Below are 26,947 nucleotides of genomic sequence, written 5' to 3' on the forward strand. Positions count from 1 at the left end.
ATTTCCGGGCTTAATGGCGATACCGCTAGATTTCATTTCCGGACACCCTGCTAGCATCGCAACCGGGGCCACGATCGGATTGAGAGTTTTGTTAAACTCTTCCTCGGTTTTGGCGCTTTCCAGCGAAGCTAGAACTTTATTCACTTCTTTGATGCCAGCCAGCGTTTGTTCCTTCTGAGCGGTCACTTTTTCAGGCGTCAGTTCAGCCAGTTTTTTGCGCGCGTCTTCCATTTTGGATTTCCAGTTATCTGACAGATTTTTGGGAATCCATTTGTCTTCGACCTTCACCATCTTTTCTTCTGTGGGTTCCGCTCCAGGCACTTCCATTTTAATGATCGCTGTATCGCCTTCGGTCGAAACAAGGGTTATTTTTGTCTGCTTTGTTTTTTCAGAGAAACTGAGTTCTCCTTCTTTCTTGGGGAGCAGGTCAGATATGCTGATAACCTGTTTTGCCATCTGATTACCACTTGTAGTGAGGAATTTTCCGCCATCAAAACTTTTGAGCTTATCCAGAGTGGAAAGATCGCTCTGGGCTAATGTATTGATCAAAGCAACTACCGGGTCCCAGAATTCGGCTACTTTTTCCGGAGGGACGGGAAGCCCCATCAATGTTTGATTTTTAAGAATGTATGCCTTTTTGTCTTTCAAAAGTTTGGTGACCCTTTGCAAGGTTTGAAACGTGCCATTGTACATTTCAGGATCCATTTTGCCGGCAAATTCGTGTACCAACCCATTCACATCACCCTGATAACTAGCGGGAAGAAAATTCCAGAGCGCTTCCATTTGCTGGTTATTGACTCCATCCATCATAGCCCGCATGGCTTCATCGGGACCCAGTGCTTTTGGAGGCTGAGCAGGTTTTTGTGCACTTTCTTCGGCAGGTTTACTACATCCAGAGAGCAAGGGAAGCGTGACAGCCAAGATTAACAGGGTCAAAAATGAGAAGTGTTTCTTCATCAGGGTTCCTTAATTCGAATGATCGAGTGAAAGAGAAAGACGGGGTGTGAACATGATTACGGCATTCCCTTACTGTACTGAATACTGATGTTATCCATGTCAGATCGAGTTGAGTAGGTTTGCAGAGTATTTTGTCTTTTACTATTCATAAATTGGGTTTGACTTTATTTTTCTGTCTTCGTTCCAGATCTCTCTTTCGATTAGATGACTTTACGAATTCAGAACAGAACCAGAATTCGGAGATGGCGGGGAAATCTGATCTTCCTGCCTGTTGACGTTACTATCAGTAAAATCAATACAACCAACGGCAATCATTGGTGTCCGGATTAAAGTAAGTGGTTAGCAATGATTGCTTTTACATCATTTCTGGAAGAGTTTGTCGCGTGAATGTGCATTTTTGAGTCTACTTTTGTCTCAGGCTCTCAATGATAAGTGTTTTATCATATTGGATTTGTGTAAATGGGTAATTTCATAAGGTTTAACCCTGTTATTTTCAGTAGTGCGTGCGCTTGACTTATCGCATGTTTGATATTTAAACTGGCTCGTATTCGAAAATGAGATACTTCGATCACATTATTATTAGTTTTCCTTATAAATCGGATTCGTTTCGCCTCTTATGCATCTTCGTAATGCTGAGCTTTTTTGTGATGTCGTCGTTCAAGGCAGTTTTTCCAAAGCTGCTGAGGTTCGTCGTGTGTCACAATCAGCGGCTAGCCAGGCAGTGCATGCATTGGAAAAACGACTGGGTGCGCAGTTGATTGATCGTTCCAAGCGACCCTTTGAAGTCACTCCGGCTGGCAAGATTTATTTTGATGGCTGTCAGCAGTTGTTGAAGTCATTCGAGCAGGTGGAAGAGCAAGTCAGAAGTGCCGTTGGTCAAACGAAAAGCCGAGTGAGAATCGCTGCGATCTACTCGGTGGGTCTAGCTCAGATGTACGATTACGTTGAGCAGTTCCAACACCTTTATCCCGAAGTCATGATCACATTAGATTATTTACATCCGGATGAAGTTTATCAGAGAATTTGTGAAAACCAGGCTGATCTGGGTCTGGTTTCATTTCCCAAGGAAGAGAAAGATCTTACGAGCATATTGTGGCAGGAACAGCCTATGGTGCTTGTGGTTCATCCGGATCACCATCTGGCCGCGCGGGAAAGTTGTTCGGTCAGTGAGATTGAAGATGAGCCATTCGTGGCATTCACATCTGAATTAGTCGTTCGACAGAAGATAGATCGCTGGTTAAGAAAAGCCAGTGTGCATGTCCAGTTGATTCATGAATTTGACAACATTGAAAACATTAAACGTGCCGTCGAAGCGGAAGCAGGCCTCGCGATTTTGCCTCTTCCTACGGTATTGAAGGAAGTTCAGGATCATTCATTGAGTGTGGTACAACTGGAACAGGTCGAATGGTTTCGTCCGATCGGAATCATTCAAAAAAAGCAGAAATCGATACCCGATGTGGTTTCGAAGTTCATAGAAGTCTTGCATGAAGACCCCGCTAATTTCTCTCTCGCTCGCAGAGAATCGGCCGAGGCATCCGCATCTGGAAGAGATCAGTCTTCCAGTAAAGATGCTTTTTCGTTCGGTCCTTTGATAGCGCGTGAGTAAATCAGAAGAGATTCTGATGGATCCAGTGATTTTGAGTTGCGGGAGGGTTCCCGATAAAAGCAGCTCAGGAATCCACTGGTAAATCTTCGGCAGAAAAAGTACCGGCGCAGGCTGGTGAAGGAAGGCATCATTTTGATGGAGAGTTGATGTGATTCCTGAAAAAAAAGTGCGAAATTCGTTCGCAATAACAGGGTGCCGTTCGGCATCGATTTTGTTTAAACATTAGTTTGAATGGTGAAGTAAGATGAAGAGTCGAACCGTTCGACGTGGAACTGATTCCAGCAAGAATGATCGCAATTCCATATTCCGAACAGGGAGTTTGCCGGAAGCGCATGGACTTTACGATCCGGAATTCGAGCATGACAGTTGCGGGGTTGGGTTTGTAGCCCACATTAAAGGCGAGCGATCACATCAAATTGTGCTCGATGCCGATGAGATGCTGCGCCATATGACTCACCGCGGTGCGTGTGGCTGCGAAGAAAATACAGGCGATGGAGCCGGGATCCTGGTTTCCATGCCTCATGAGTTTCTGAGCAGGGTTGTCAAACAGGACTTGGATTTTGATCTTCCCAACCAGGGGAATTACGGCATGGGGGTCGTCTTCTTACCGACCGATGTCGCGCAGCGGGAGCATTGTAAAAAGGTTGTCGAAGAAGCCGTCCATAATCAGGGACTTGTGATTCGTGGCTGGCGCGAGTTGCCTGTCTCTCCCCAAAAAGCGGACATCGGCCCGTCCGCAATTCGTGCCATGCCTCATATGGAGCAGGTTTTTATCTCGACACCAAATGGAAAAGTGTCTGATCAGGATGATCTGGAACGACAGCTTTATATTATTCTGAAGTTATCCAGCCGTCAGTTGCGAGAAGGGGATCTACCGCAGGGGTTGATGTTCTACTTCTGTTCGCTTTCTACCAAAGTGGTCGTCTATAAAGGTATGCTGACGCCCGATCAGGTGATGCCTTTCTATCCGGACTTGCGGGACGAAGACTTCAAAAGTCATCTGGCGATGGTACACTCGCGATTTTCCACGAATACGTTTCCCAGTTGGGATCGCGCACAGCCATGTCGTTTCATGGCACATAACGGAGAAATCAACACACTGCGCGGCAATGCTAACTGGATGAATGCTCGACAGGGTATGATGTCCAGTGATCTATTCGGGGCAGATATCAAGAAGTTATTCCCGATTATTGAGCCTCATTGTTCCGACTCTGGAAACTTTGATAATGCGTTGGAATTGTTATTGATGTCCGGACGTCCTTTGCCGGAAGTCATGATGATGATGATTCCCGAAGCCTGGCAGAATCATCATTCGATTTCGGTCACCAAGCGCGCCTTTTATGAGTATTACTCTTCACTTCAAGAACCATGGGACGGGCCGGCTTCTGTTTCATTCACTGATGGCCAATGTATTGGTGCTGTCCTGGACCGGAATGGTTTGCGACCCAGTCGTTATTATGTGACTCACGATGACCGTGTCATCATGGCCAGCGAAGTGGGTGTGCTGGAAGTCGATCCCAAAATCGTGAAGGAAAAAGGTCGGCTGCAACCCGGGAAAATGTTCCTGGTAGACTTCGAAGAAGGCCGATTAATTCCCGATGAAGAGCTCAAGGAAAAGTATGCTACCAAGCGTCCTTACCATGAATGGCTTCAGAATCAGCGAATTCATCTGCAGGATATTCCACCCGCTGATGAACTGGAGGAAATTCCAGAAGCAGAGTTACTTTCGCGCATGCAGGCGTTTGGATTTACCTTTGAAACGTTGCGGTTCATGTTGATTCCATTGATCAAAGCCAAGAAAGATCCGATTGGCTCGATGGGTAATGATGCAGCGCTGGCTTGCCTGAGTGACAAATCACGTTTGCTATACGACTACTTCCACCAGCTGTTTGCACAAGTGACGAACCCGGCTATCGATTCGATTCGGGAAGAAGTGATTATGTCGCTCGAGTGTTATATCGGCCCGGAAGGTAACCTATTGGAATCAACGGAAGCGCAGTGTCACCGTCTCTTAATTCCAGAGCCGATCATCAGTAATGAAGAGTTGGCAGCCATTAAGTCAATGAATTACCGAGGCTGGAAAAATAAAACGATCGATGTAACTTATCCCCAGTCCGAAGGGGAAGCCGGATTTCGAGCCGCTTTAGATCGGATTCGAGAAGAGGTATCACAGGCGATTACCGCTGGTTTCAGTTTAGTTACTTTGTCAGACCGTGCTGTGAATAAAGATCGAATTGCATTACCGACCCTTATTTCCTGTGGTGCGATTCACCATCATCTCGTACGAAACGAACAGCGAACGCAAATTGGAATCGTGCTGGAAACGGGTGAAGCTCGGGAAGTGCATCATCATTGTCTGTTGTTCGGTTACGGTGCCGATGCGATCAACCCTTATATGGCGTTTGAATCTTTATGGCATTCACTGGAAGTCGGCGAACTCGATGCTGCAAAATGGGACCGGGATACCATCGTGGCTGCTTACCGTATGGGCGTAAGCAAAGGCATGCTGAAAGTGATGGCCAAAATGGGGATTTCGACTCTGCAAAGTTATAAAGGTGCGCAGATTTTTGAAGCCGTCGGTTTGAATCAGGAAGTCATCGATACTTGTTTTGATGGTACTGCCAGTCGCATTAAGGGCATTGGTTTCGATGTCATAACCAAAGAATGCGAAATGCGGCATGAGATCGGCTATCCTGCGCGAGATCAATATCGGGTGCCCGGTTTGTCTAACCCCGGGGTTTATCATTGGCGCGCCAATGGTGAAAAGCATTCCTGGTCGCCTGAAAATATTGCCAATCTGCAGGCAGCTACCAGTTCTAATGACACAGACTCTTACAAGCAGTTTGCGAAAGAGGTTAACGAACAGACGACCCGTGATTGCCATTTGCGAGGTTTATTGAAATTCAAATCACGGACATCGATTCCACTGGAAGAAGTCGAACCCGTTGCAGAAATTGTGAAGCGTTTCTGCACAGGTGCCATGAGTTACGGATCGATCTCTGCCGAAGCGCATGAATCGCTGGCGATAGCCATGAATCGACTGGGCGGCAAAAGTAACACGGGAGAAGGGGGCGAGGATTATAGCCGCTTTTCACCTCTGGAGAACGGCGATTCCAAGCGCTCTGCGATTAAGCAGATCGCCTCTGGTCGATTTGGTGTGACCAGTTGGTATCTGACCAATGCGGATGAATTACAGATTAAGATCTCACAGGGTGCCAAGCCGGGAGAAGGGGGCGAATTGCCCGGACATAAGGTTAATAAAATTATTGCCTCGGTGCGGCATTCGACTCCTGGTGTGGGGCTGATCAGTCCGCCTCCGCATCATGACATATATTCGATTGAAGACTTGTCTCAGTTGATCTACGACCTGAAGAATTCGAACCCGTCCGCGCGGATCAGTGTGAAGCTTGTTTCGGAAGTGGGTGTAGGAACGATTGCTTCCGGTGTTGCCAAAGGTCATGCCGACAATATTTTGATTTCCGGTGCCTCCGGTGGAACAGGAGCCTCTCCATTAACCAGTGTGAAGCATGCGGGTTTACCGTGGGAATTGGGGATTGCTGAGACACACCAGACATTGGTTCTGAATGATTTACGCAGCCGCGTACGGTTGCAAACGGATGGCCAGTTGAAAACGGGTCGTGATGTTGTGATTGCGAATTTACTGGGTGCCGAAGAGTTCGGTTTCTCGACTGCCCCACTGATTACCATGGGCTGTATCATGATGAGGAAGTGCCATCTCAATACTTGTCCCGTGGGAATTGCCACGCAGAATCCGGAACTTCGCAAAAAGTTCGCAGGTCAGCCGGAACACGTGGTGAATTACTTCTTAATGTTGGCAGAAGAAGCCCGCGAACTGATGGCAGAGTTAGGCTTCCGCACGATGGATGAGATGGTGGGTCGCAGCGATGTGCTGGAATTAGATGCGGGCGTTGCTCACTGGAAAGCGAAACATCTGGATCTGACACCTATATTAAGAGTAGCTGAAAAACCACATCCTGATGTCGGTACATACTGCATGCGGGATCAAGAACATGGTCTGGAAATCGTGTTGGATAATGTCGTGATTGATCAGTGTCAGCCTGCGATCAAAAATGGTGAGCCGGTGGTGGTTGATATCAAACTTAAGAATACCGACCGTACGTTCGGCACGATGTTGAGCCATGAAGTTTCCAAGCACCATGGACCTGACGGCTTGCCTGATGAAACGATCCACATCAACAGTAATGGGTCAGCCGGACAAAGTCTGGGCGCCTGGCTGGCACACGGCATCACCATTGAACATGAAGGCGATGCGAACGACTATGTGGGTAAAGGACTCAGCGGGGGGAGAATTATCATTTACCCACCGGTCAATTCCACATTTCTACCACAGAAAAACATCATCGTCGGGAACGTGAACCTTTACGGAGCGACCGAAGGCGAGGTTTATATTCGCGGGCAGGCGGCAGAGCGATTCTGCGTTAGAAACTCTGGTGCCCATGCGGTTGTGGAAGGGATCGGCGACCACGGTTGCGAATATATGACCGGCGGTCGTGCTGTGATTCTAGGTGAAACCGGAAGGAATTTTGCGGCGGGTATGTCGGGCGGTGTTTCATACGTCTACGATCCAGTCGGTTTACTGAGAAAAAACTGCAATCTGGAAACCGTTGTATTAGAAAGTGTAAAAGATGTGGAAGATATCGCCGAACTGAAAACGCTGATTGATAATCATCGTAAATTTACCGGTTCGACGGTTGCCAAGTCGATCCTTGATAACTGGGTAACGGAACTTGAGCAGTTCAAGAAAGTCATGCCCAAAGATTACAAACGAGCTTTAGAGGAGATGGCGGCTGAAGAAGCAGAGATTGCCGTCTAATCTTTGAGAAGGCGTTACTGTGCTGTCAAAAGTGCAGAGCGTCTTCCAGATCGCATTTCATCCTCGGTAGATAAGAGCAAATATATTTTTTGAGTGAGATAGAATTATGGGCAAGCCAACAGGCTTCATGGAATTTCCGCGAGAACTGGGTGAAGATAGAAAACCAGAATTGCGTATTCTTGACTGGAACGAATTCCACGATCATCTGACAGAAGACGAGCTGAAAAATCAGGGTGCGCGATGCATGGATTGCGGCATTCCCTTTTGTCATACAGGGAGTACGCTGGCCGGCATGGCGTCTGGGTGTCCGATCAATAATCTGATACCCGAGTGGAATGATCACATCTATCATGGCCGTTGGCAAGATGCCATTCACAGTCTGCATAAGACTAATAACTTCCCCGAATTCACCGGTCGGGTTTGCCCGGCTCCTTGTGAAGGGGCTTGTGTCCTGGGAATTCATGAACCGCCTGTCACGATTAAGAATATCGAAAATTCGATTATTGATTTTGCGTTTGATCAGGGTTGGGTCGTGGCAAATCCTCCCCAGGTTCGTACTGGCAAAAAAGTGGCCGTGATCGGTTCTGGTCCTGCTGGATTGGCGGCTGCTGCCCAGCTGAATCAGGCTGGCCATAGCGTGACCGTTTATGAACGCGATGATCGCATTGGTGGATTGCTGATGTATGGTATCCCCAATATGAAGCTGGAAAAATGGATCGTTCAACGACGCGTTGATTTGCTGGCCGACGAAGGGGTGGAGTTTGTTACCAATACTTCTATCGGCGTTGACATCAAAGCTGATCAACTGCTGAAAGACTTTGACTCTGTCGTGCTTTGCACCGGTGCCACCAAACCTCGCGATTTGCCGATTCCGGGACGGGATCTTAAAGGCGTGCATTTTGCGATGGAATATTTATCGAAGAATACGCAGAGCCTTTTGGAATCGAGTCTGAATAATACTCATTTTCAGAATTCACCCGTGGAAAACTTTATCAACGCGGAAGGTAAGAAAGTCGTGGTGATCGGCGGTGGTGATACGGGAAATGACTGCCTGGGGACTGCGATGCGGCAGAAATGCGAAAGCGTGATCAACCTGGAAATTGTGCCGCAACCACCGGATGAACGGGCCGCGAATAACCCCTGGCCTCAATGGCCGAAAATTTTCCGGATTGACTATGGTCATGAAGAGGCGGCTGCCGCCTTCGGAAAAGATCCACGAATGTTCCAGATGTCAACGGTCGAATTCACCGGCGATGCGCAAGGTAATTTGACGGGTCTCAAGATCTGCGAAGTCGACTGGTCTAAACCGGTCGAGAACGGTCCTCCGTTCAGCGTGGTTCCCGGTTCTGAAAAAGTGCTGGAATGTGATCTGGTCTTTCTGGCACTAGGGTTTTTAGGCCCCGAGCATATCATCAGCGAGCAGCTCAATCTGGAAACGGATGCCCGTTCGAATTTCCAAGCCGAGCACGAGCAGTACACGACCAACATCGAAGGCGTGTTCGCCGCCGGCGACTGCCGACGCGGTCAAAGCCTGATCGTGTGGGCCATCAACGAAGGCCGCGGCGCCGCCCGTGAATGCGACCGGTATCTGATGGGCGCGACCGAACTGCCGTAGTTGGTGGTTCGGTTTCAGTGGTGAATTTATTATGATGCAGGACGTTTTTTGGCTTAAATGTCCTGAGCAAAGCAATTCACTCTTTTGATAGTGCGCGAGAAATCATTTGCTGGACTTGCTTTTGTGTATTAATGGCGACCAATTCCATGTCTTTATGTTGTAGCTGAAAGACACGAAAGATTTCGTCAGCGAAGGATTGGCCTATCGTACTAACCTCATCAAAATCAAAGATGACTTTCTTAAATTTATCAACTCTGGCCAACAGCCTTTTCGCTTGTGATCTTGAAATGAGTTGATCGTCTCCGTACTGAGCTAGACGGACTGGAACAATTGTTTTGGTAAATCCATAATCATCATCTGAAGTGAAATTGTCAAAGACGCTTTTTGATGTTCTCGATGAGTTGTTTGATAAGTACATAAAAACTGCAGTACCAGATTTATTTTCTTTTTGCTCGATTATCCAATCTTCCGTTTTGTCAAATTCGTGCGAAAAATATGTAGAGCCAGATGAAATTGCAAACCGATCGAACATTCGGGAACTAAAAAAAATGCCTTCCCCGCTATGATGATTAGGATCTGTTGTTAATTTCCCTTTAGCAAGTTCCAGAACAGAATGTCGTTCATCGCTTAATCCTAATTCACGCTGGATTTTTTTGAAGATTCCTTCGCCATCGTCAAGGATCATGATTTTTGTGGTGGATGCTGTTTTTTCTACTTTTATACTTACCCATGATCCGGAAGAATGATCTATGGCATTGTTTAACATTTCGGTGAAAGCATAGTGCCAAATCTCTTTTATATTGTCCGGCAATTCTTTTAAAAAAGTTGCAATATCGTTTTGCCAAACGATGTCTTCTTCAAGTTTATTTTCTAAGGAGTAAGTGTGGCTCCATTCGTCGAGTGGATGCAAACTATATCGTCTGCTTTTCGTAGCACCCTGGACGACAATTGCTTTTTGTTCAACGAGTTTTTTTATATGCTTGTTTACAGCTTGCCTGGAAATCAGGAAATGACTCGCAGTAATGCTGACGAGATCAGAAGGATGCTGTTCGACATTTTCTAATATAAATTGTCGAATTTCCTCGCCTCTTTTTCGGACTCCCACCATATCTCAAAGCCTTTTGGCAACCTTATTTGATTAAAATGCAACATTATCGTCTGTATTGTCAACCTTAAGCGGCGTGCTGTCAATAGCTGGACGGTTAAAAAGTGGCCAAATGTGCGCTTTCGTGCTTTGTGATGTTGGTTCTCTATTACGCCGTATGACCAAAGAACACCTTAGTGTTATATCAATAGATTACTCTGATTTAATGATATCTCTACCAACTAACTGAACATAGAACGTCAATCTGGTGCCAGCATTGAACCGCAAACAGAATTTATTTCATTTTTGATTGCTCCAATAGTAGAAATAGGATGAGCACTTGATGTTGGGTATTACTCGCAAGAAGTCGCGTTTGCAGATCAGGCTGACCGGCATTGATACTGCACTCACACATGCGTGGCAACGTTGGTGTGGTGATCTACCATTTGTGTCCGTCTATCAAGGCTCAATCTTTGATGAAGCAATGGATGCTATTGTCAGTCCCGCTAACAGCTTTGGATTTATGGATGGTGGTATTGATCGTCTTTATCTTGAACGTTTCGGCCAATCCTTGCAGGATCGTGTGCAGACACAAATCAAGGACGACCATGCTGGTGAATTGCTCGTTGGGGCAGCTACGATTGTAGAAACAAATGATGCATCGATCCCGTTTTTGATTGCTGCACCTACAATGCGGGTTCCTCTTGCTTTGGATTCTTCAATCAATCCCTTTCTCGCCGCTCGTGCTATTTTTCTGCTCATTCGTGATGGGATAATGCCATCTGGGAGGTATGCTGGCGAACCTGTTCGTGATCATGTGAAATCGGTCTCGCTACCTGGGCTTGGGACAGGCGTCGGTCGCGTGCCTCCGGTTCAATGCGCGAAACAAGTCCGTGCGGCGATTGAAGATGTGGTGATGGATAAATTTACTTTTCCTACTACAACGTCACAAATACGAAAACGGCACGATCGATTGATTGAATCATAGTATTAACTGGAATTTTTGCTGAATTCGTCGAGATTGTTTTCTTAAAGTCAGATTTTCTGCTTGTGATTCTGAAATGTGGGTTGCGATAATAGGGTTGCACTGAAGTCGCACACTTTTATTAGAACTTCCTTCATAAAAAAGTGATCCGCCATGAGAACCGTATTCTTCATTGTCGTAACACTTCTCACAGCCATCTCTTCAATACAGGGTGAGCAGAAATCATCGCGCACCGCGAGTAAGCCAAAAGTGGAAGCGACACAAAAATCTGTCGATGCCAAATCCAAGGTCGATAAAGAGAAGAAACCGGCGGCGACTCTTAAACCGTTAACGGCTAAGCAACAAACTGAGCTTTTAGGGTTCCGGCTGAAGGCGGGCATTGGCGGCACGTTCAGTCGATTCGCAAATATGTTTATGGTTTCAAGTCGGCTGGCATTAGGTACCGGCGTTGGTCTAATGACGTCTTCCAAAGAAATTGCCGAGACACCAATGTTTACACCGTTTCCCGATTCCTACAAACCGACGTTACGTGAACTTCTCGATACGCTGGCTTTACAGACGCATTCAAAATGGAAATATGATCCGAGCAGCAAATACTTCAAAAGTGATATCGATTTCAAGGGGCCGTTTGACGGGATAGCGATCTTTGAGTTTACAAAAACAAAACGGGAAAAACCGTTTGAAATTACTTTGGCGAAAGGATGGAAGGCCAGTGATGAAGGCACATGGGTGATGTATGTGCCACCCAGCTTTCGCGTGGGCATGGATATTTACCAAATGGGAACCTATTCATCCTCTGAAAAAATTGCCGACCAAAAATTTAAAGACAAGATTCGGTTGGATATGGCTATGGACTGGGCTCAGCGGATGAATAAAAAGGCAACGCTGAAAGATCTGAAACCAGCGAAGGTCGGCCGATTTGATGCATTGTACTATGAGTCAATGGTCCCATCCCAATTGAATAAAGATATTCGATGGCGGCAATGGGTGTTTATGGACGGCAATCAGTGCTATTTTGTCGTCAGCACGATTCTTCCCGAAATGGAAGACAAGATCTTTCCGGATGTCAAGAAGATGATCGCATCATTTAAAATCAAAAAGAAGTTGTAGCAATAGATGCTGTCAACAAGTCGAATTGCTAGTTAAGGTAGTGGAACGAACTCTTCCGGTAGATCTAGAGTCTATTCTAAATTGTCTAATGTGCCTTTCTATTGTCAATAAGCAGCTTTTCTTATGAATTTTGGTTATCTGATTCTGAGCATTGCTTTTTTGCTGACTGTGGCCGCGGTGAATCATCAGGGTTGGTTTTTGCTATTGCTCTGGCCGGCGTTTAGTTTTGGTCTGGTGGCGGCAGGATATTTGTTTTTGGGGCCGTGCGTGTTCGGCAAATCGGAACGGGGGCTGCTTTCGCCGCTGAATCAGTTTTTGCTGCTGCCTTATCTGGTTTATCTGAGTGCGATCTGGTATTTGCTGCGGAACCTGCGATTAACCAGCTTACAGAGAAGCTCTTTCTCAGCCGACGACTGTTATCCAGAGAATTACCTGATGGCATTGAGCATGTGATTGATCTAACCTGCGAATTCAGTGAGCCACACGCATTGCGGGAGAGTAGCTACTTTTGCTTTCCTGTGCTGGATCGCTCAGTTCCCTCTCTGGATGATCTGCGATCCTGGATCGAAAGAATTGCGGCGCTTGAAGGAAATATCCTGATTCATTGTGCGGAAGGGCATGGTCGTACCGGCTTGTTCGCTGCTGCATTGTTAGTTCATACAGGTCAAACAGAGACTCCTGAATCTGCGCTGCAATTCATTCAAAGCAAGCGACCGCTGGTACGTCTCAGTCATCTGCAAATGAAAACCCTCATGGAATTCTCTGGCAGTCACTGATTGAGTTCATCGTTCAATTTTACAAATCAGATTTACTGCCACTGCTGAAGAATTCGGGTGTTTTGATTGCCTTCCAGCATTCGATTGTGCATGATGTGAATACAAGTGAAAAATCTAAAGGAGACTCCAGTTTTACATGACTGGTGGATGCCCAGTTTTCAATAACTCAACTTTGATAATTCAGAGTGTCACAGAACGAAAGGTTCGATGTGATGTCACAAGCAGCTTCTGATTCCTCTCAGTCGCAACCTGCCTCTGCAGATTTGAAACTGATCGCCACTAGCCAAAAGGGTATTCTTGTTTGCATTTTGATCTATCTCGGTGCTGTCGCTGGCCAGTCTCTAGTTCCAGTCGAGATGTTTCTGTTTTTTGGACTCGCATTGCTAATCCTTATTATTGTCGCCACAGCGTTTGTCTTCCTGCTTGCGACCAAACTTTACGGCGTGGGGGTTGGTATATTTCTTGGAGTCCTGACAATGATCCCTTTGGTCGGTTTACTCGTACTTCTCATAGTCAATGGCAAGGCGACGCAGACGCTGAAAAAAAACGGGGTCTCTGTCGGATTGCTGGGAGCCCGGGGGCCAATATCCTAAACAATTTTTAGCTGGAAACATGTGATCAAATTGCTGTCGAAGTGAAAGTTAAAAAACGCAAATAACAAATCGTGCTGTGAGATATGAGGCAGGTTCGTTTCGATTTCAATTTATGAGAGAGTTTCACATGGGTAAAAAAATAGCCATTGGTTGTGGGGTCCTTGCTGTCATTGGTGTGATCGGGGTGGCTGTTGCCATCGTGAACGTTCCCAAGATCATCAAGTGGGCAGAAGAGAAGATGGCTGAGGAAGAAGAACGGCAGCAATTCGCAGAAACATGGAATCCCCCTGCGAAGGACGTTGCGCCTGAGAAACTGTTTCCGGCTAAAGTGGGCAATGCACTTCGGAAGTCACAAGATGAAGCAGCAGACATTCCCGATCTCAGGTTTGATATCAAAGGCCAGCATGCTACCTATGACGATGGTTTGTATGACGTCGATGTGTATGTCTATCAGGTGACCGAACTCGAAAAAGAAGCGCTGTTTGGCAGGGTTCAGGATATCTACGATGAAGGTGAGGGAAAAAGCGGCATGCGCCAAATGACCAATATGGGTTACCGCATGTTTTATGATTCCAGTGAGGACGATCCCAGCTATCTCTGGTTTATGAAGGGCTGGCTGTTTGTTTTTCGTACGAGTAGTGAGGATGACCTGGAACCCTTCATCATGGCATACTTAAAAGGCATTGAGGCAGAGGAACCAGCGGGTGTTGAGGCACGATAAAATGAATATTGTTCGTGGCTTGATTGCTGGTTTGATCGGGGCGGTGTTGGGTGTTGTTGTGCCCGTGGTGGTGATTGGTCTCTATACTATTTTATATTGGTACTTCAATGAGACGTCTGACTTGGTTCGCCGGGATGACATCACAAGCTGGAAGCGAGATGCCGTTGATCCATTGGTGGGCTGCGCGATTTATGTTGGTCTCGCGGCATGGGCGACCTACACTCCTCGGCGAGAATTTCGATTTTCCAAAACATTGGTAATCCTCTTTTTTACCTCTATGCTTCTAATAATTCTGTTAAATAGTATGAGACAGACTCCCGATACATACCGGCATAGTACGGCAGAAGATTTAAGGATGTCCCTGCCTGAATTTCTGATGCTGCTACTGCCGCCGCTGCTGGTTTCTTGTGTGATGGTTATCAACCGTTGTTGGAAAACTGGTGCGGTTGTAGATCACGGTGAATCTGATGGCGATTCAGTTGAGATTTTGAAATAATCATGCCTTGTGAATCAGTAGATTTGCAGCCTTTTACGATTACCGGCGATTTGTTTTTCCGAGTCAAAGCAGTATTATCCAGGAGTTCCGATAAAGATATTTTTTAGGTTGCAGACGATGATAGGTCATCAAACATCAAAATCAGAGTTGAGAGAGATAGGTCGACAATGAAATATGCGGGATTCTGGATACGGTTCCTTGCGTATCTGATAGACATTGTTCCTATCAGTGTGGTGGTTGTGATGGTCTTCTATCATTATTATGACTTTGATCAGACATGGAGTACGTATCGTGCGGATCGCCAGAATGTGGAAGCGCGCGTGCAATATATGTCCGAGCGTAATCTGATACGTGAAACTTCATTCGGAATTTGGCTGGTTTATTGCGCGTTGATGGAAAGCTCTGCATTGCAAGGCACATTGGGAAAACGGCTGGTGGGGATCAAAGTAACCGACCGGGATGGCAAACGCATTTCGTTTGGCTGTTCTGTAATCCGAAACCTGTCGAAGATTACTTCTTATATTCCTTTTCTAATCGGTTTTACCTGGGCAGCTGCTTCCAAACAGAAACACGCCTGGCACGATATGCTGGCTAAAACCGATGTTGTACGTGGTAAACCCTAAGTCGATCGAATTGCATGCCTGAAAAGAGAACGTGAATGAATCTGTGTGTTACGGTCGCGGCTTGTCAGTTAATTGATATTCAAGATGATCTGGAGCAGTCTCTGGACCGGATCATTGATTATGCAACGCGGGCGGCAGGGCAGGGTGCGCAACTTGTCTGCTTTCCTGAATGCTATTTGCAAGGCTATGTCGTTAGAGAATCAACAGCTCGACAGCGTGCGATTGATCTCTCTTCCGTTGCATTTAAAAATATCCTCAAACGGCTGGCGGTGGTACAGCCTCTACTTGTCATTGGCATGATTGAGCAAGAGGGCGACAAAATCTATATAACGGCGGTCGTTGTGAGGCAGGGGGAGTTACTGGGCCGCTATCGCAAGAGCAGGCTGGCGCCATTTGAGTCTATCTTTGAGCCGGGCGAGAAGGTTCCGATTTTTGAAGTCGAGGGGCTGAGGTTTGGGATCAATATTTGTTATGAATTGAACTTTTCAGAATGTGCCGCTGCGATCGCGAATCAGAATGCACACTTGATGGTTTGTCCCTGCTATAACATGTTGAGTAACGCAAATGCGGAAAGATGGAAATTCAAACACAATGCAATCCGTGCTGAAAGAATCGTCGAAACGGGGCTGTGGTTAATCTCCGCAGATGTGACTGGTGAAAGGGATGGCCAGATATCGTACGGTCCCACTGCTTTGATTGATCCGAACGGTACGGTCGTTGCACAAGTGCCCTTAATGGAAGAAGGCCTGGTTGTGCAGGAAATATGTTATTGAAGCGAATTGCTCTGAGGATTGCCTCATAAATATTGTTGTGACTCAATACGCAAATACATAAACTCATAGTTACGCGATTTAAGGAATTTGGATGATTAACCATTGTGTCTACTTTTCAGGCTGGTAAGAGATGAAGCATTCACGCCAACGACAATATTCATTTCGAACTAAAGCAATATTGTTTTTGATCGGCGTCGTGCTGCCGATCATATTGTCGTTGTTTGGTATTGATCAACGGATTTTGGTGATTCCCTTACTATTCGGTCCTTTGATCCTGATGTATCTCTTCAATGATCTGGGATTTGTACTGGGGTGCTTTGTGTTTTGGGGTACGCTGATTGGCATTGGGCAAGCGGCTACCGCACGAGGGCAGGTTGATAATTTTATTCCTGGGCTTTTGACCGTATTTGGTTGGGTGCCGTACCTGTTGTTTTTTGGTCCTGTTTTTCTATTGAGCAAATCGGCTGAACGATATAAGGCAAAGTGGGCTGGGACACATTCTGATGACTCTCAGGATCAGGAAAGGTAAGTCTTTTTGTAATCAACGGACTTTGATCTGAGATTACTGAATTACTTCGAAAAAGCCAGACTGTTTAATGCATTTTCCACTGCTGTACTAGTTGAAATTTAAGACTGTTTGATTGAATACCAATCACTGCTTTAATTTTCCCGGCGCGAACTGTATCATAGGCGGGTGTGTCAGGCCGATGAATATTGTGTTTTGATTTCGTGCCGACTTGAGTTCTTTTTGATCAGAGTTTAATGCAATGTCTTCACCTTCACAGTCTATAACGCATGACCGATTGACTTCCGAAGAAGTCGTTCAATTCGAGCAGGATGGTTATTTGATTCTGCGGAATCTTTGTCCCGAGTCACTTCGTCAGGAGATGCTGGCGGCGACGCAGGACGGGTTGTCGCGAGTTGTGGAGCCGGTCGAGTATGAAGCGGATGTGGAGTATCCGGGTTCGCCTCCGTCCCGAAATGTGATGGGGGGCGAAACTGTGCGTCGATTGAAGCAGGCACATAGTCGCGGCATGAGCTTTACGGATCTTGTAAATCATCCTGCTCTGGTGAACCGACTGGCGCAATTGCTGGGGCCCGATTATGTGATGCCGTTGGCGCATCATAACTGTATTATGACGAAGCAACCCGAATTCAGCAGCGATACATTATGGCATCAGGATATACGGTTCTGGTCATTTGAACGAAAAGAACTGATCAGTGTCTGGGTGGCGCTCGGCGAGGAAAATCTGGATAACGGTTGTTTGAAGGTGATTCCCGGAACGCATCGGATGGAGTTTGAGCCGGAGCGCCTGGATGATCGGATTTTTCTGAGACCCGATGTGCCTCTGAACGAAGCGCTGATCGATACCAGCGTTTCCGCGATCTTACAGCCGGGAGATATTTTGTTCTTCCATAGTCGAACATTTCATGCAGCCACCCGCAATTATACAAACCGGGCAAAGTTCTCTGCCGTCTTTACATTTCGTCCTGCAGATAACCCGCCTGTCAGCGGTTCCCGCTCGGCTGCTTTCCCCGAAATGATCATTCATACTACGCCTTAGTTGGAAGCTCTTTCTTCACTGTCGGGCAAGCCGAACAGTGCCACACGAAGAGATACACGGAGTGCCAGACAGGGACATCTTTTGGGTTTAATTATTTGACTTGAGAAGAGTCGAGTTCTGGTTGGGGTGGTTTTTCCAGGAACTGAGCTGCTCCCAGATACTTGCCCCAGGAACCAAAGTAGCCTCGATAGAGCATGATGAGATAAGCAGGAACAATAATCGGGCGGATGATAAAGGTATCGAGTAGCACGCCAAAGGCGAGCGCAAAGCCAAGTTGCTGCATGCCGACCAGTGTGCCTGCCATCAAAGAGGAAAAGGTGCCGGCCATAATGATACCACAGCTGGAAATAATCCCGCCGGTTTTCTTCAGGGCTGAGATGACACCTTCTACGGGGCCTTTTGTTTTTTGTTCCTCATCAATGCGTGTAATGAGGTAGATATTGTAGTCTTCACCGACGGCAATCAGGATGGTGAAGAGAAACATGGGAACTTTCCAGTCGAGTCCGATGAAATTCTGAGGATCGAGCGCCCAGAATACGGTAAAGGTAATTCCCAGCGTTACCAGATAACTGAAAAAGACACTGAGAATCAGGTAGGCTGAAATTGCGGGGCGTCTGAGCAGGATTACCAGAATCAGAAACACACTACCGAGTACCAGGATGTCGATCCGGGCCTGATCCTGGTCTGTGACCGCTTTTAAGTCGCTGATGCTGGCTGTGGCGCCAATATAAAAGAGTTCGGTATCATCGCGTAAATTTGCTGGCAGTGATTTGTTGAGTGCAATTTTAATATGTTCAAGCTGCTTCATACTGTCGTGTGAGAAAGGGTCTTTTTCGAGGATGAGGTCCATTCGCGTGACATGATTTTTCAGATCGGATTCTGAACTGACATAGTAATTTTTGATCAGTTTAATGCGACTGATGGCCCTTATTTTTTCCAGTCCCCGCAGGTCTTTGGCTTTTTCCATTTCGTCAACGGCATCGATACCAAACGGTTTAATCATGTTGCGGATATCGGCGATACCCAACTCTTCTTTTTGTTTCAGAAAATCTTCTGTGAGAGTCTCGAACGCTTCGCGCCCCTTGGAATCGGAAAAATTGATATTGGGGTTCCGGAATAAGATGGTCAGTGGTCCGGTGGCACCCGCTGGAAAATGTCCTTTGACGGCTTTGGTTCCCACGACGCTGGGGTCTTCACTGGGCAGTTCTGATAGTAAGCCATAACTTAAATTGCCGTAACAGGCCAGGCTGATCAAAGCGAAGGGAAACAGAATCAGGGTTGTCGTCAGCCAGATCTTGCCAGGGCTTTTGAGTAACGCCTGTGAAACCGATTCCCAGAGAGAACCCGCCCAGTTACGTTGCATGAGACGGGCCATGACACTGGAGGGAGTTAACCAACCTGCAGAAATGGCGACACGTTCATTGAATGACTGGGGCCAATAGGCAAATCGTCCTGCCAGGCAGAGCAGGGCCGGTGTGAGTGTTAAGGAAGCGAGCAGTACAAAAAACAGACTCAAGGACATGGCGATGCCCGCCTGTTGGAATTTTCCAAACTGAGCAAAATACATCATGCCAATACCACACATGGTCGTACCGGCACTGGCAGCTAACGCGGAACCGACGGTCGCGATGGAGTTAGAAATGGCTTCTTTAAAGGTGCATTCCTTATCCAGTTCTTCCCGATGTCGGGCAATAAGAAACAGGCAGTAATCAACGCCGGCGCCATACAGAATGACAGTTACATAAACTTCAATTCCAGAGAAGAGTCCTACCCAGCCCCATGTTGAAAGAATTGCGAGAGTGGAGAGGGCAATTTTTACCGAAACGAAAACGGTGAATAAGGGGATCAGCGCCAGAATGGGAGCGCGGTAAATGATGATGAGCAACAGAATCACGAGTAAAACTGTCCAGAGTTCTGTGGCTTCGGCGCTTTGATTCGCAGCACGAATCATGTCGCGGCCCACTGTGGCGATGCCGCTCAGAGAAATATCCAGTCCCGGTTCGATGGTTTTTTTGAATTCATCATCTTGGATGAGGTTTTCAATGCTTTCAACAGTTTTCCCATTACTTTGATCAAGAAATTCTGTTGAGAGTTCCACAATTACCAGCGAGGCTTTGTTGTCTTCGCTTTGCAGCAGGTCGCCGATGGTATTATCTGTATACGTGCGAATGCGCGAGATATTGGAAGAGTTCGGTTTTGCCTCCAGTGAATCTTCTTTTGAAGCTTCTTTTTCCGGCGGATCTTTTCCCGAATTTTCTTTGGTGTTCGATTTACCCGTTTGTTCTGCGTCGGCAATTTTTTGCAGTTGGGGTTTGAGTTTTTTCTCAATGAAAGCGAGGTCTTCAGAAGTTAATCCCTGATCTCCATGTTCTCGCCTTACGACAATTACGATACTACTGGCGAGGAGGTCATCGGGAAACGCTTGTTTGAATAACATTTCTCCCTGAAGACTGGGCGAGTCACCTGGTAAAAAAGCGAATTCTCCATTTTGTACGACTGTTGACCATTCCGGCGCAGCATATGAGATTCCTATTAATGCCATAACCCAGCATAAGAGGAAGATTTGCCAATACCGGACAACAGTGTTGCCTAAAACTCGAAACATAAAGATTGCTAACAAAGAGCTTGTAAAGAGACGTAAAATCAACCAGTGAAGACATAAACGATTCGAATCAGGTTTTTTGAAACCCAATCAAAAAGGTTGAGGTACGTAAGGTAACTGCCGATCTTCAAGTCGTCAATCTTCACACATTCCGGTAGAGTATTTCAAGCCCAAGGCTGTCTGAATTGTGGTGTGTCGCTAAGAAAGTGATTTTATGTTCATTTTTGGTGTCAGGAGGAGAATTCGATTTGTATCTTTCCTCTGATTTGTCATAATAGGCAACTGAATAGAAATCGAATCACTTCTGCTCTTCTAATGTCGTTCTGATGTGTAAAAAGGATCTTAATATGCTTCGTGACTTTCGCCGTTTTACAGGTCTCATTTTAGTCATCGTCGTTGCTGCGATCTGTTTTTTGCCGACGACCGCCTCTGCACAAACGATTGCCCGTTGTGGTGCAGGCTGGCTGGAGAAAGTGGATGGCTATCTGGTGCTGCATGTCAAAGGGACTCATTATGAAATGGGTTATCAGCAGGGGGTGCTTTTAAAGGATCACGTTCGAAAGAACATGTATAACCTGTTGAATGATAAGGGAGATACGACTTTAGTTGAGCTGGGGCCTGTTAAATTAAAGCCTCGACAGGCGATCGAAACGATCATTCAGATTCAAAAACCTTATACGCCCAAGAAGTATGTGGATGAAATGCGTGGACTGGCTGCGGGGGCAGAGATTGCGTTTGCCGATGTGCGGGCGACCAATTTTATTCCTGAAATGTTTCACTGCAGTGGATTTTCCATAGCGAATTCTGCCACGAAGGATGGAACTTTGTATCATGGTCGTGTTCTGGATTATGCCTGTGACTGGAAATTACAGGACCATGCAGTACTGGTTGTGGCAGAACCCAAAGGGGGCATTCCTTTTGTGAATGTTTCTTATGCCGGATTCATAGGATCGGTGACCGGCATGAATATGAAATCGGTTTCGATTGGCGAGATGGGGGGCGGTGGTTTGGGACACTGGTCTGGCGTTCCGATGGCGTTTCTGGTCCGTGAGGTACTTGAGACCGCGAAAGACCTGGATGAAGCAATCGCCGTCTTTCGAAATAATGATCGTACCTGTGAGTATTATTATGTGATTGCCGATGGGAAAACGAATCGGTCGGTGGGTATGGCGACGAGTTGGGAGAAATTTGAATTGATTCAGCCCGGTGAAGGTCATCCTCTGCTTCCCAATCCGGTGAAGGATGCGGCTTTGCTTTCAGCCGGCGATCGCTATCAGGAACTTTCCAAGCGGGTTAAAGAAGGTCATGGATCATTCACGGCAGAATCCGCGATCAAACTGATGAGCCGTCCGGTTGCGATGAAATCGAATTTGCATAATGTTTTGTTTGAGCCTAAGTCAACCAAATTGTGGGTGGCCAATGCCAGCAAAGCGGGTGATCCTGCAGCGAATCAGAAATATTACAGTTTTCAACTATCGGAATTATTGAAGCGAAAGCCGTCTGCCGATTCCCCCGTATTTCCGATGCCCGATGGTCAGGCGGTTTCTCAAAAAACGAAATAGCGTTGGTTCTCAATTAGTCTTTCATCAGCGAGAGCCAGGCTGCTGGGAGATAGTCGGAAAGATCCGAGGCGATCAGCGCATGTTGCGACAATTCCTGTGCGGCCTGATCTCCAGCCATTCCATGTAAACAGGCGGCGAGTTGTGCCGCCTCGAACGCTTCCAGACCTTGACCTGAGAGTGCGGTAATCAAACCGGTCAGCACATCACCACTTCCGCCGGTGGCCATGCCACTGTTGCCTGTCGAGTTGATGGCGAAACGCGATCCATCCGTAATAATACTGTTTGCTCCTTTGAGCAGCAGTATTACCTGATGTTGTTTTGCAAACGCGATAGAAAGTGCTTCGCGTTGTTGTTCGATTTCCACGATGCTTTTGTGAATCAGTCGCGAAAACTCACCTGGATGAGGAGTCAGAATGCGCGGGCCTCCTGGGGTGGGCAGTGGTTTATCTGAAGCGGCGAGCGCATTCAGGGCATCTGCGTCAACAATCAGTGTCCGTTTGAGTTTTGAGTATAAATTGAGCGTGAGTTGCTGTACCCATTTATGTTTCCCACAACCGGGGCCGATGGCGACTGCATCGAAATGATCAATCTGGTCAAATAAAAGTGTTTCGGATTCTTCAGACAACTGGCCATGTTGATCCACGTGCAGGGGAATGGTTAGATAACAGGGATTCATCGTTGAAACAATGGATTGAATTGATTCGGGGATTGCCAGGAAAACCAGACCGGCTCCTCCGCGCAGTGCTCCCATGCCAGCGAGACAGGCGGCTCCACTCATACCAGAACTGCCGGCGATGACCAAAACTTTACCAAATGTTCCCTTATGTGAATTTTCAGGACGTTGTGGCAGTGCTGGCAGCTCGGAAATACGCTGGATATTCATGATAGAAGCTTCTTTTAAAGTCAGGCAACATCACTAAAATGTGAATCGATTTCGGCAGTGGAGGCAGTCCTTTAAACGTTTGACCGTTTCAGAAAACCGTTTATCTATTGTACATTCTATTATCTCAGAATTCACAGGGTTAGTATGGGGCGAATGAGGAAAATGGGGTAATTCGTGTGTGTGGAAGTTCCATTTATCCTGATGAAACAGGGACCGCTATGACTCCCAGTTTTTGTCGAGTTCATTATACTTTTGTTTGGCTTTTTTGAGTGAAGTATTTTTTTTATTATACTCATGTCTTCGCGTCTGCGCGTTCAATCAGGCTCTAAGAAAAATCAGAATCAATCTCTGTCCGATTCTGAAAGATAGCAGATCTATATAAATCGCAATGGATTGGATTATTCTTCAATGTCTACAAAGACTACTAAAAAAACTGTCTATGAAAAGCTTTGTGAGCTGTCTGGGAACCTCTGGTGGAGTTGGCAACCTGATGTGACACAAATTTTTCATTTGATTGATCCGGAGAAATGGTTTGAACACAATCACAACCCGGTGTTGTTGCTGCAAGAATACTCGCCTGAGCAACTGGAAGCCAAGTTAGGCAGTCTCAGTTTGCATTCCCGTGTGAATGTTGCCTATCGACGCTGGCTGGAGTACATGGAACGATCGGATACGTGGGGTTCAACCAATGCCACGATTTTAGGTCATCGTTGTGCCGCTTATTTTTCGGCTGAGTTTGGGATTCACGAATCTTTGCATATTTACTCTGGTGGTTTAGGCGTCCTGGCTGGTGACCATCTGAAAAGTGCGTCTGACCTGGGATTGCCGCTGGTGGCGATCGGCTTATTTTATGGTGAAGGTTATTTCTCACAATATATAGACAAATCAGGCTGGCAGCAGGAAACATATACGGAGGCAAAAACGAAGAATTTGCCCATATCGCCGGCGTTGACTCCGGATGGGAAACCTGTTGCGATTTCAGTGACAACGCGTTCGGGTGAAATTTTTGCCAAGGTCTGGCGGGTTGATGTGGGGCGGATTCCCTTGTATCTGCTTGATACCGATGTTCCCGAAAACAGTGAGGAAGATCGAAACCTGACTGCGCGGCTGTATGGCGGAGATCAGCGAACACGTATTCGCCAGGAAGTGATGCTGGGAATTGGCGGCGTGAAGGCATTGGAAGCGCTGGGCATCGAACCGAGTGTCATTCACATGAATGAAGGTCACTCTGCATTTGCCCCTCTGGAGCGCATTCGCAATCGGATGTACGAAGACGGGTTCTCATTTGACGATGCATTACGGGATGTGGCAGCGGCCTGTGTCTTTACAACTCATACACCGGTTCCGGCTGGGCATGACCGTTTTGAAGCAGGGATGGTGGAAGAACATTTGGGACCACTGGGCGATCAACTGGGTCTCGATCATCATGCACTCATGAGTCTGGGACGTGTCGATCCTCAGAATGAAGGTGAAACATTCTGTATGACGGTGCTGGCTTTCAAATTGAGCCGTCTGGCGAATGCGGTATCGAACCTGCATGGTGTTGTCAGTCGAAGAATGTGGGCCGCTTTGTGGCCTTGGCGAAGTGAAGAAGAGATTCCGATAGGTCATATTACCAATGGCGTGCATATGCCAACCTGGCTGGCGGCACCGATGCGTGTGATTTATGACCGTGTATTGCCGATGGAATGGTATTATCGAACCGGTGAAGCGAACGTTTGGGCTAACATTGAAGAAATTTCGCCGGGAGACCTGTGGGAAACACATCAGGCATTGAAAAATCGCTTAATTCACTTTTCACGTGATTTACTGGTCAAGCAGGCGGAACGCCGGGGTTCCTCCGAAGATGAGATCGGCTATTTGAAAACCGCATTGAATCCGGATGCATTACTCATCGGCTTTGCCAGACGGTTTGCTCCTTATAAGCGATCCGATCTTGTGATGAAAGATATGGAGACGTTTCTAAAAATTATTGAGGACACCGATCGTCCTGTGCAGTTTATCTTCGCAGGGAAGGCGCATCCCGCTGATGAACACGGTAAAGAGATCATTCAGAGGATTTTCAAACTGACGCAAGAGCCTGCTTTCCGAGGCAAGATTGTTTTGCTTGAAGATTACGATATCAATCTCGGTCGTCACCTGGTTCAAGGAGTTGATGTCTGGTTAAACAATCCGCGTCGGCCGTTGGAAGCGTCAGGAACCAGTGGGCAGAAAGTTGTGTTGAATGGGGGGCTCAACTGTTCCATTCTGGATGGCTGGTGGGCAGAAGCCTTCGATGGCAGCAATGGTTTCGCGATTGGTAAAGGCCGTACTCACGTCAATACGGAAATTCAGGATGACCGGGATGGACTCAATCTGATGAAAGTTCTCAACGAAGAAGTCATTCCCCTGTATTATGACCGGAATGATGATGATCTTCCTTTGGGCTGGATTTCGCGGATGAAGAATGCCATACGGACATTGGGCTGGCGATTCAACGCGGACAGGATGGTGATGGATTATGCAAAAAAAATGTATCTGCCGGCTGCCGGTGGCTCGTCCAGTCAGATTAAGGGAGACTCTTCGCTTTAGGCGGGACTTACATAGTTGAGTTAAAACGGCCTATGATAACCGTCATAACGGCTACAGGAGATGAATTTGGCATCTTTCCTGTAGCCGTTTTTTTTGTGATATCTGGTGCAAATTGTTTTTGACTTTGACTGCTTGTCTATTTCTGTAACTCTCTGGAATCACAGTCCTTCATTACGGGCTAGCTTTTCAGTAGACGGACGAAAAGAGAGGCAGCAAATCTCAATGGGAGTTTGCTGCAAGAGCGTCGACCCTATCAGGAAAATCCACGGGTGTTCTGTTCGAGCGTTGTATAACACCTTGATCATGTTCATTTTGTGTACGACCCCTGCGACATACAGCAAATGGGGTATGGCGGTGTCGAGTGCATGGCCTTCAAATTAGCGAATCCGATCCAGAAGAAAGTGTTTTCAATGAGTTCAACGACTGCAGTAAGTCGCCCTCTTCCGAATAAAAATCTGATTCCGCAAGGTGAATTGTCTGATCTGGTCAAAGGTTATCTGGATGTAGAAATCTGGCGTTCCACAGGCTGGCTGACTCGACTGGATCTGGAAGAACCGCGCGTTGATGTGCGTTGCCTTTCGGAGCGGACGCGTTTGATGAAGCGGATTCTGGACATTGTTGTCTCGTCCTGTATGTTAATTATTCTCTCGCCGTTCCTTTTATTTCTGGTAGTGCTGGTCAAGATGACTTCCAGTGGACCTGCGATTTTCAAGCAGACACGCGTCGGATTAAATTTACGAAACAAAACAACAACAGACCGCCGACAAGAGCAGCTCAACTTATCTCAACTGGGGCTCAGCTCTGACCGTCGTGTTCCCGGTTCTGACCGCCGCGATGAAACAGGATATGGAATGCCTTTTACTTTGTACAAATTTCGTACAATGACTGTGGATGCCGAAAAGAATGGTGCTCAGTTTGCTGTCCAGGGTGATCCACGTGTGACGGGGTTGGGACGTTTCATGCGAAAAACACGGCTGGATGAACTGCCCCAACTTTGGAACGTGCTCAAAGGGGAGATGACACTGGTCGGTCCGCGTCCGGAACGTCCGGAGTTCATCGAAGACTTGAATAAAGAGATCCCGAATTACATCAATCGCCTTGGCTTGAAACCCGGTCTGACGGGTGTGGCACAAATTGTAAACGGGTACGACAACAACATCGAAGGCTTTCGCAGAAAAGTCTCACTGGATCTGATGTATCTCCAGAACTGCTGTTTCTGGAATGATCTCAAGATCCTCTTCAAAACGATCCGAGTGATCCTCACCGGCAGTGGTGCACTCTAAGACTGGGTAGCGCTACTGGTTAGTTCGCTTTTTGGACTCTTCAAGATGAAGGATCGAGGGGTGGAACTGATTGTATATCTCCTGCTCAGGTGTTACTGCTTTTCTTTAGTGAGAGCAGAATCAGGCTATGTCTGAAAATAATCTGGGGAGCCCGGTTTTGAAAAAATAAATCCAAAATTAACAATATTCAATTATTATGTTGACAATTTTGTAAGATTTTGAGCATAATGAATTATAAACCGATATTTCCCATTTGGGTTGAGCCAGGAATCGATCCAGGCTCGAAT

The 26,947-nt window shown here is 46.8% G+C and carries 21 protein-coding genes; 17 read left to right on the top strand and 4 right to left on the bottom strand.

What is annotated here, in order from left to right; all coding sequences use genetic code 11:
- Positions 1–957 (bottom strand): hypothetical protein (locus Q0668_RS21285; RefSeq protein WP_298868338.1); only part of this gene is annotated, 957 nt, incomplete at its 3' end.
- A 616-nt stretch (positions 958–1,573) separates the two neighbouring features.
- Between Q0668_RS21285 and Q0668_RS21290 the strand changes: the two genes are divergently transcribed.
- The 3 genes from Q0668_RS21290 (at position 1,574) to Q0668_RS21300 (ending at position 9,033) form a co-directional block, all read left to right on the top strand.
- Positions 1,574–2,563 (top strand): LysR family transcriptional regulator, encoded by a 990-nt coding sequence (locus tag Q0668_RS21290; RefSeq protein ID WP_298868339.1) that lies wholly within the window; start codon positions 1,574–1,576, stop codon positions 2,561–2,563.
- Positions 2,564–2,807: 244 nt separating this feature from the next.
- Positions 2,808–7,418 carry a glutamate synthase large subunit gene (gltB, locus tag Q0668_RS21295; protein ID WP_298868342.1) on the top strand — a complete coding sequence of 1,537 codons (4,611 nt, stop codon included), beginning with the start codon at positions 2,808–2,810 and terminating at the stop codon, positions 7,416–7,418.
- Between the two features lie 106 nt (positions 7,419–7,524).
- Positions 7,525–9,033 (top strand): glutamate synthase subunit beta, encoded by a 1,509-nt coding sequence (locus tag Q0668_RS21300; protein ID WP_298868343.1) that lies wholly within the window; start codon positions 7,525–7,527, stop codon positions 9,031–9,033.
- A gap of 76 nt (positions 9,034–9,109) precedes the next feature.
- Here Q0668_RS21300 and Q0668_RS21305 read toward each other — a convergent pair whose 3' ends face one another.
- Positions 9,110–10,141 (bottom strand): DUF4325 domain-containing protein, encoded by a 1,032-nt coding sequence (locus Q0668_RS21305; RefSeq protein WP_298868345.1) that lies wholly within the window; start codon positions 10,139–10,141, stop codon positions 9,110–9,112.
- Positions 10,142–10,460: 319 nt separating this feature from the next.
- On the opposite strand from Q0668_RS21305, the gene Q0668_RS21310 reads away from it, so the two are divergent.
- The 11 genes from Q0668_RS21310 to Q0668_RS21360 all read left to right on the top strand — a co-directional run bounded on the left by Q0668_RS21310 (position 10,461) and on the right by Q0668_RS21360 (position 17,759).
- Positions 10,461–11,105, top strand: coding sequence for a macro domain-containing protein (locus Q0668_RS21310; RefSeq protein WP_298868347.1), 645 nt, complete (start codon positions 10,461–10,463; stop codon positions 11,103–11,105).
- Between the two features lie 150 nt (positions 11,106–11,255).
- Entirely contained in the window at positions 11,256–12,212 is a 957-nt protein-coding gene (locus Q0668_RS21315; RefSeq protein ID WP_298868350.1) for a hypothetical protein, read from the top strand.
- A gap of 123 nt (positions 12,213–12,335) precedes the next feature.
- Entirely contained in the window at positions 12,336–12,665 is a 330-nt protein-coding gene (locus Q0668_RS21320; RefSeq protein ID WP_298868352.1) for a hypothetical protein, read from the top strand.
- Positions 12,662–12,988, top strand: coding sequence for a dual specificity protein phosphatase family protein (locus Q0668_RS21325; RefSeq protein WP_298868354.1), 327 nt, complete (start codon positions 12,662–12,664; stop codon positions 12,986–12,988). The genes Q0668_RS21320 and Q0668_RS21325 overlap by 4 nt, the downstream gene beginning before the upstream one ends.
- Before the next feature lie 212 nt (positions 12,989–13,200).
- Positions 13,201–13,581 carry a hypothetical protein gene (locus Q0668_RS21330; RefSeq protein ID WP_298868356.1) on the top strand — a complete coding sequence of 127 codons (381 nt, stop codon included), beginning with the start codon at positions 13,201–13,203 and terminating at the stop codon, positions 13,579–13,581.
- Between the two features lie 127 nt (positions 13,582–13,708).
- Positions 13,709–14,302, top strand: a complete 594-nt coding sequence (locus tag Q0668_RS21335; protein ID WP_298868358.1) for a hypothetical protein — start codon at positions 13,709–13,711, stop codon at positions 14,300–14,302.
- A gap of 1 nt (position 14,303) precedes the next feature.
- Positions 14,304–14,798 carry a hypothetical protein gene (locus Q0668_RS21340; RefSeq protein WP_298868360.1) on the top strand — a complete coding sequence of 165 codons (495 nt, stop codon included), beginning with the start codon at positions 14,304–14,306 and terminating at the stop codon, positions 14,796–14,798.
- 167 nt (positions 14,799–14,965) lie between these two features.
- Positions 14,966–15,421, top strand: coding sequence for an RDD family protein (locus tag Q0668_RS21345; RefSeq protein WP_298868362.1), 456 nt, complete (start codon positions 14,966–14,968; stop codon positions 15,419–15,421).
- A 35-nt stretch (positions 15,422–15,456) separates the two neighbouring features.
- Complete coding sequence (locus tag Q0668_RS21350) at positions 15,457–16,194, top strand: carbon-nitrogen hydrolase family protein (protein WP_298868364.1); 738 nt, start codon at positions 15,457–15,459, stop codon at positions 16,192–16,194.
- A 130-nt stretch (positions 16,195–16,324) separates the two neighbouring features.
- Entirely contained in the window at positions 16,325–16,723 is a 399-nt protein-coding gene (locus Q0668_RS21355; protein WP_298868366.1) for a hypothetical protein, read from the top strand.
- Between the two features lie 238 nt (positions 16,724–16,961).
- The gene (locus Q0668_RS21360; RefSeq protein ID WP_298868368.1) at positions 16,962–17,759 is read left to right on the top strand and encodes a phytanoyl-CoA dioxygenase family protein; all 798 of its coding nucleotides are present in this window, start codon (positions 16,962–16,964) and stop codon (positions 17,757–17,759) included.
- A 91-nt stretch (positions 17,760–17,850) separates the two neighbouring features.
- Here the strand turns inward: Q0668_RS21360 and Q0668_RS21365 are convergent, their stop codons facing one another.
- Positions 17,851–20,364 carry an MMPL family transporter gene (locus Q0668_RS21365; protein WP_298868370.1) on the bottom strand — a complete coding sequence of 838 codons (2,514 nt, stop codon included), beginning with the start codon at positions 20,362–20,364 and terminating at the stop codon, positions 17,851–17,853.
- Positions 20,365–20,708: 344 nt separating this feature from the next.
- Here Q0668_RS21365 and Q0668_RS21370 point away from each other — a divergent pair, with 344 nt between their 5' ends.
- Entirely contained in the window at positions 20,709–21,923 is a 1,215-nt protein-coding gene (locus tag Q0668_RS21370; RefSeq protein ID WP_298868372.1) for a C45 family peptidase, read from the top strand.
- A gap of 13 nt (positions 21,924–21,936) precedes the next feature.
- Here Q0668_RS21370 and Q0668_RS21375 read toward each other — a convergent pair whose 3' ends face one another.
- Entirely contained in the window at positions 21,937–22,806 is an 870-nt protein-coding gene (locus Q0668_RS21375; RefSeq protein WP_298868374.1) for an NAD(P)H-hydrate dehydratase, read from the bottom strand.
- Between the two features lie 408 nt (positions 22,807–23,214).
- On the opposite strand from Q0668_RS21375, the gene glgP reads away from it, so the two are divergent.
- Both glgP and Q0668_RS21385 read left to right on the top strand, forming a co-directional pair.
- On the top strand, positions 23,215–25,377 hold the full coding sequence (glgP, locus tag Q0668_RS21380) for an alpha-glucan family phosphorylase (protein WP_298868376.1): 2,163 nt from the start codon (positions 23,215–23,217) through the stop codon (positions 25,375–25,377).
- A 410-nt stretch (positions 25,378–25,787) separates the two neighbouring features.
- Positions 25,788–26,660 carry a sugar transferase gene (locus Q0668_RS21385; protein ID WP_298868378.1) on the top strand — a complete coding sequence of 291 codons (873 nt, stop codon included), beginning with the start codon at positions 25,788–25,790 and terminating at the stop codon, positions 26,658–26,660.
- The last annotated feature ends 287 nt before the right edge of the window (positions 26,661–26,947 follow it).

Origin of the sequence: uncultured Gimesia sp. (assembly GCF_937910335.1) — a bacterium.
Taxonomy (GTDB): Bacteria; Planctomycetota; Planctomycetia; order Planctomycetales; family Planctomycetaceae; genus Gimesia.

Excerpts from the sequence above, each read along its gene's own strand:
- Q0668_RS21290 (WP_298868339.1), top strand. The coding sequence starts at position 1,574 with ATGCATCTTCGTAATGCTGAGCTTTTTTGTGATGTCGTCGTTCAAGGC.
- gltB (WP_298868342.1), top strand. The coding sequence starts at position 2,808 with ATGAAGAGTCGAACCGTTCGACGTGGAACTGATTCCAGCAAGAATGAT.
- Q0668_RS21300 (WP_298868343.1), top strand. The coding sequence starts at position 7,525 with ATGGGCAAGCCAACAGGCTTCATGGAATTTCCGCGAGAACTGGGTGAA.
- Q0668_RS21305 (WP_298868345.1), bottom strand. The coding sequence starts at position 10,141 with ATGGTGGGAGTCCGAAAAAGAGGCGAGGAAATTCGACAATTTATATTA.
- Q0668_RS21310 (WP_298868347.1), top strand. The coding sequence starts at position 10,461 with ATGTTGGGTATTACTCGCAAGAAGTCGCGTTTGCAGATCAGGCTGACC.
- Q0668_RS21315 (WP_298868350.1), top strand. The coding sequence starts at position 11,256 with ATGAGAACCGTATTCTTCATTGTCGTAACACTTCTCACAGCCATCTCT.
- Q0668_RS21320 (WP_298868352.1), top strand. The coding sequence starts at position 12,336 with ATGAATTTTGGTTATCTGATTCTGAGCATTGCTTTTTTGCTGACTGTG.
- Q0668_RS21330 (WP_298868356.1), top strand. The coding sequence starts at position 13,201 with ATGTCACAAGCAGCTTCTGATTCCTCTCAGTCGCAACCTGCCTCTGCA.
- Q0668_RS21335 (WP_298868358.1), top strand. The coding sequence starts at position 13,709 with ATGGGTAAAAAAATAGCCATTGGTTGTGGGGTCCTTGCTGTCATTGGT.
- Q0668_RS21340 (WP_298868360.1), top strand. The coding sequence starts at position 14,304 with ATGAATATTGTTCGTGGCTTGATTGCTGGTTTGATCGGGGCGGTGTTG.
- Q0668_RS21345 (WP_298868362.1), top strand. The coding sequence starts at position 14,966 with ATGAAATATGCGGGATTCTGGATACGGTTCCTTGCGTATCTGATAGAC.
- Q0668_RS21350 (WP_298868364.1), top strand. The coding sequence starts at position 15,457 with ATGAATCTGTGTGTTACGGTCGCGGCTTGTCAGTTAATTGATATTCAA.
- Q0668_RS21355 (WP_298868366.1), top strand. The coding sequence starts at position 16,325 with ATGAAGCATTCACGCCAACGACAATATTCATTTCGAACTAAAGCAATA.
- Q0668_RS21360 (WP_298868368.1), top strand. The coding sequence starts at position 16,962 with ATGTCTTCACCTTCACAGTCTATAACGCATGACCGATTGACTTCCGAA.
- Q0668_RS21365 (WP_298868370.1), bottom strand. The coding sequence starts at position 20,364 with ATGTTTCGAGTTTTAGGCAACACTGTTGTCCGGTATTGGCAAATCTTC.
- Q0668_RS21370 (WP_298868372.1), top strand. The coding sequence starts at position 20,709 with ATGCTTCGTGACTTTCGCCGTTTTACAGGTCTCATTTTAGTCATCGTC.
- Q0668_RS21375 (WP_298868374.1), bottom strand. The coding sequence starts at position 22,806 with ATGAATATCCAGCGTATTTCCGAGCTGCCAGCACTGCCACAACGTCCT.
- glgP (WP_298868376.1), top strand. The coding sequence starts at position 23,215 with ATGTCTACAAAGACTACTAAAAAAACTGTCTATGAAAAGCTTTGTGAG.
- Q0668_RS21385 (WP_298868378.1), top strand. The coding sequence starts at position 25,788 with ATGAGTTCAACGACTGCAGTAAGTCGCCCTCTTCCGAATAAAAATCTG.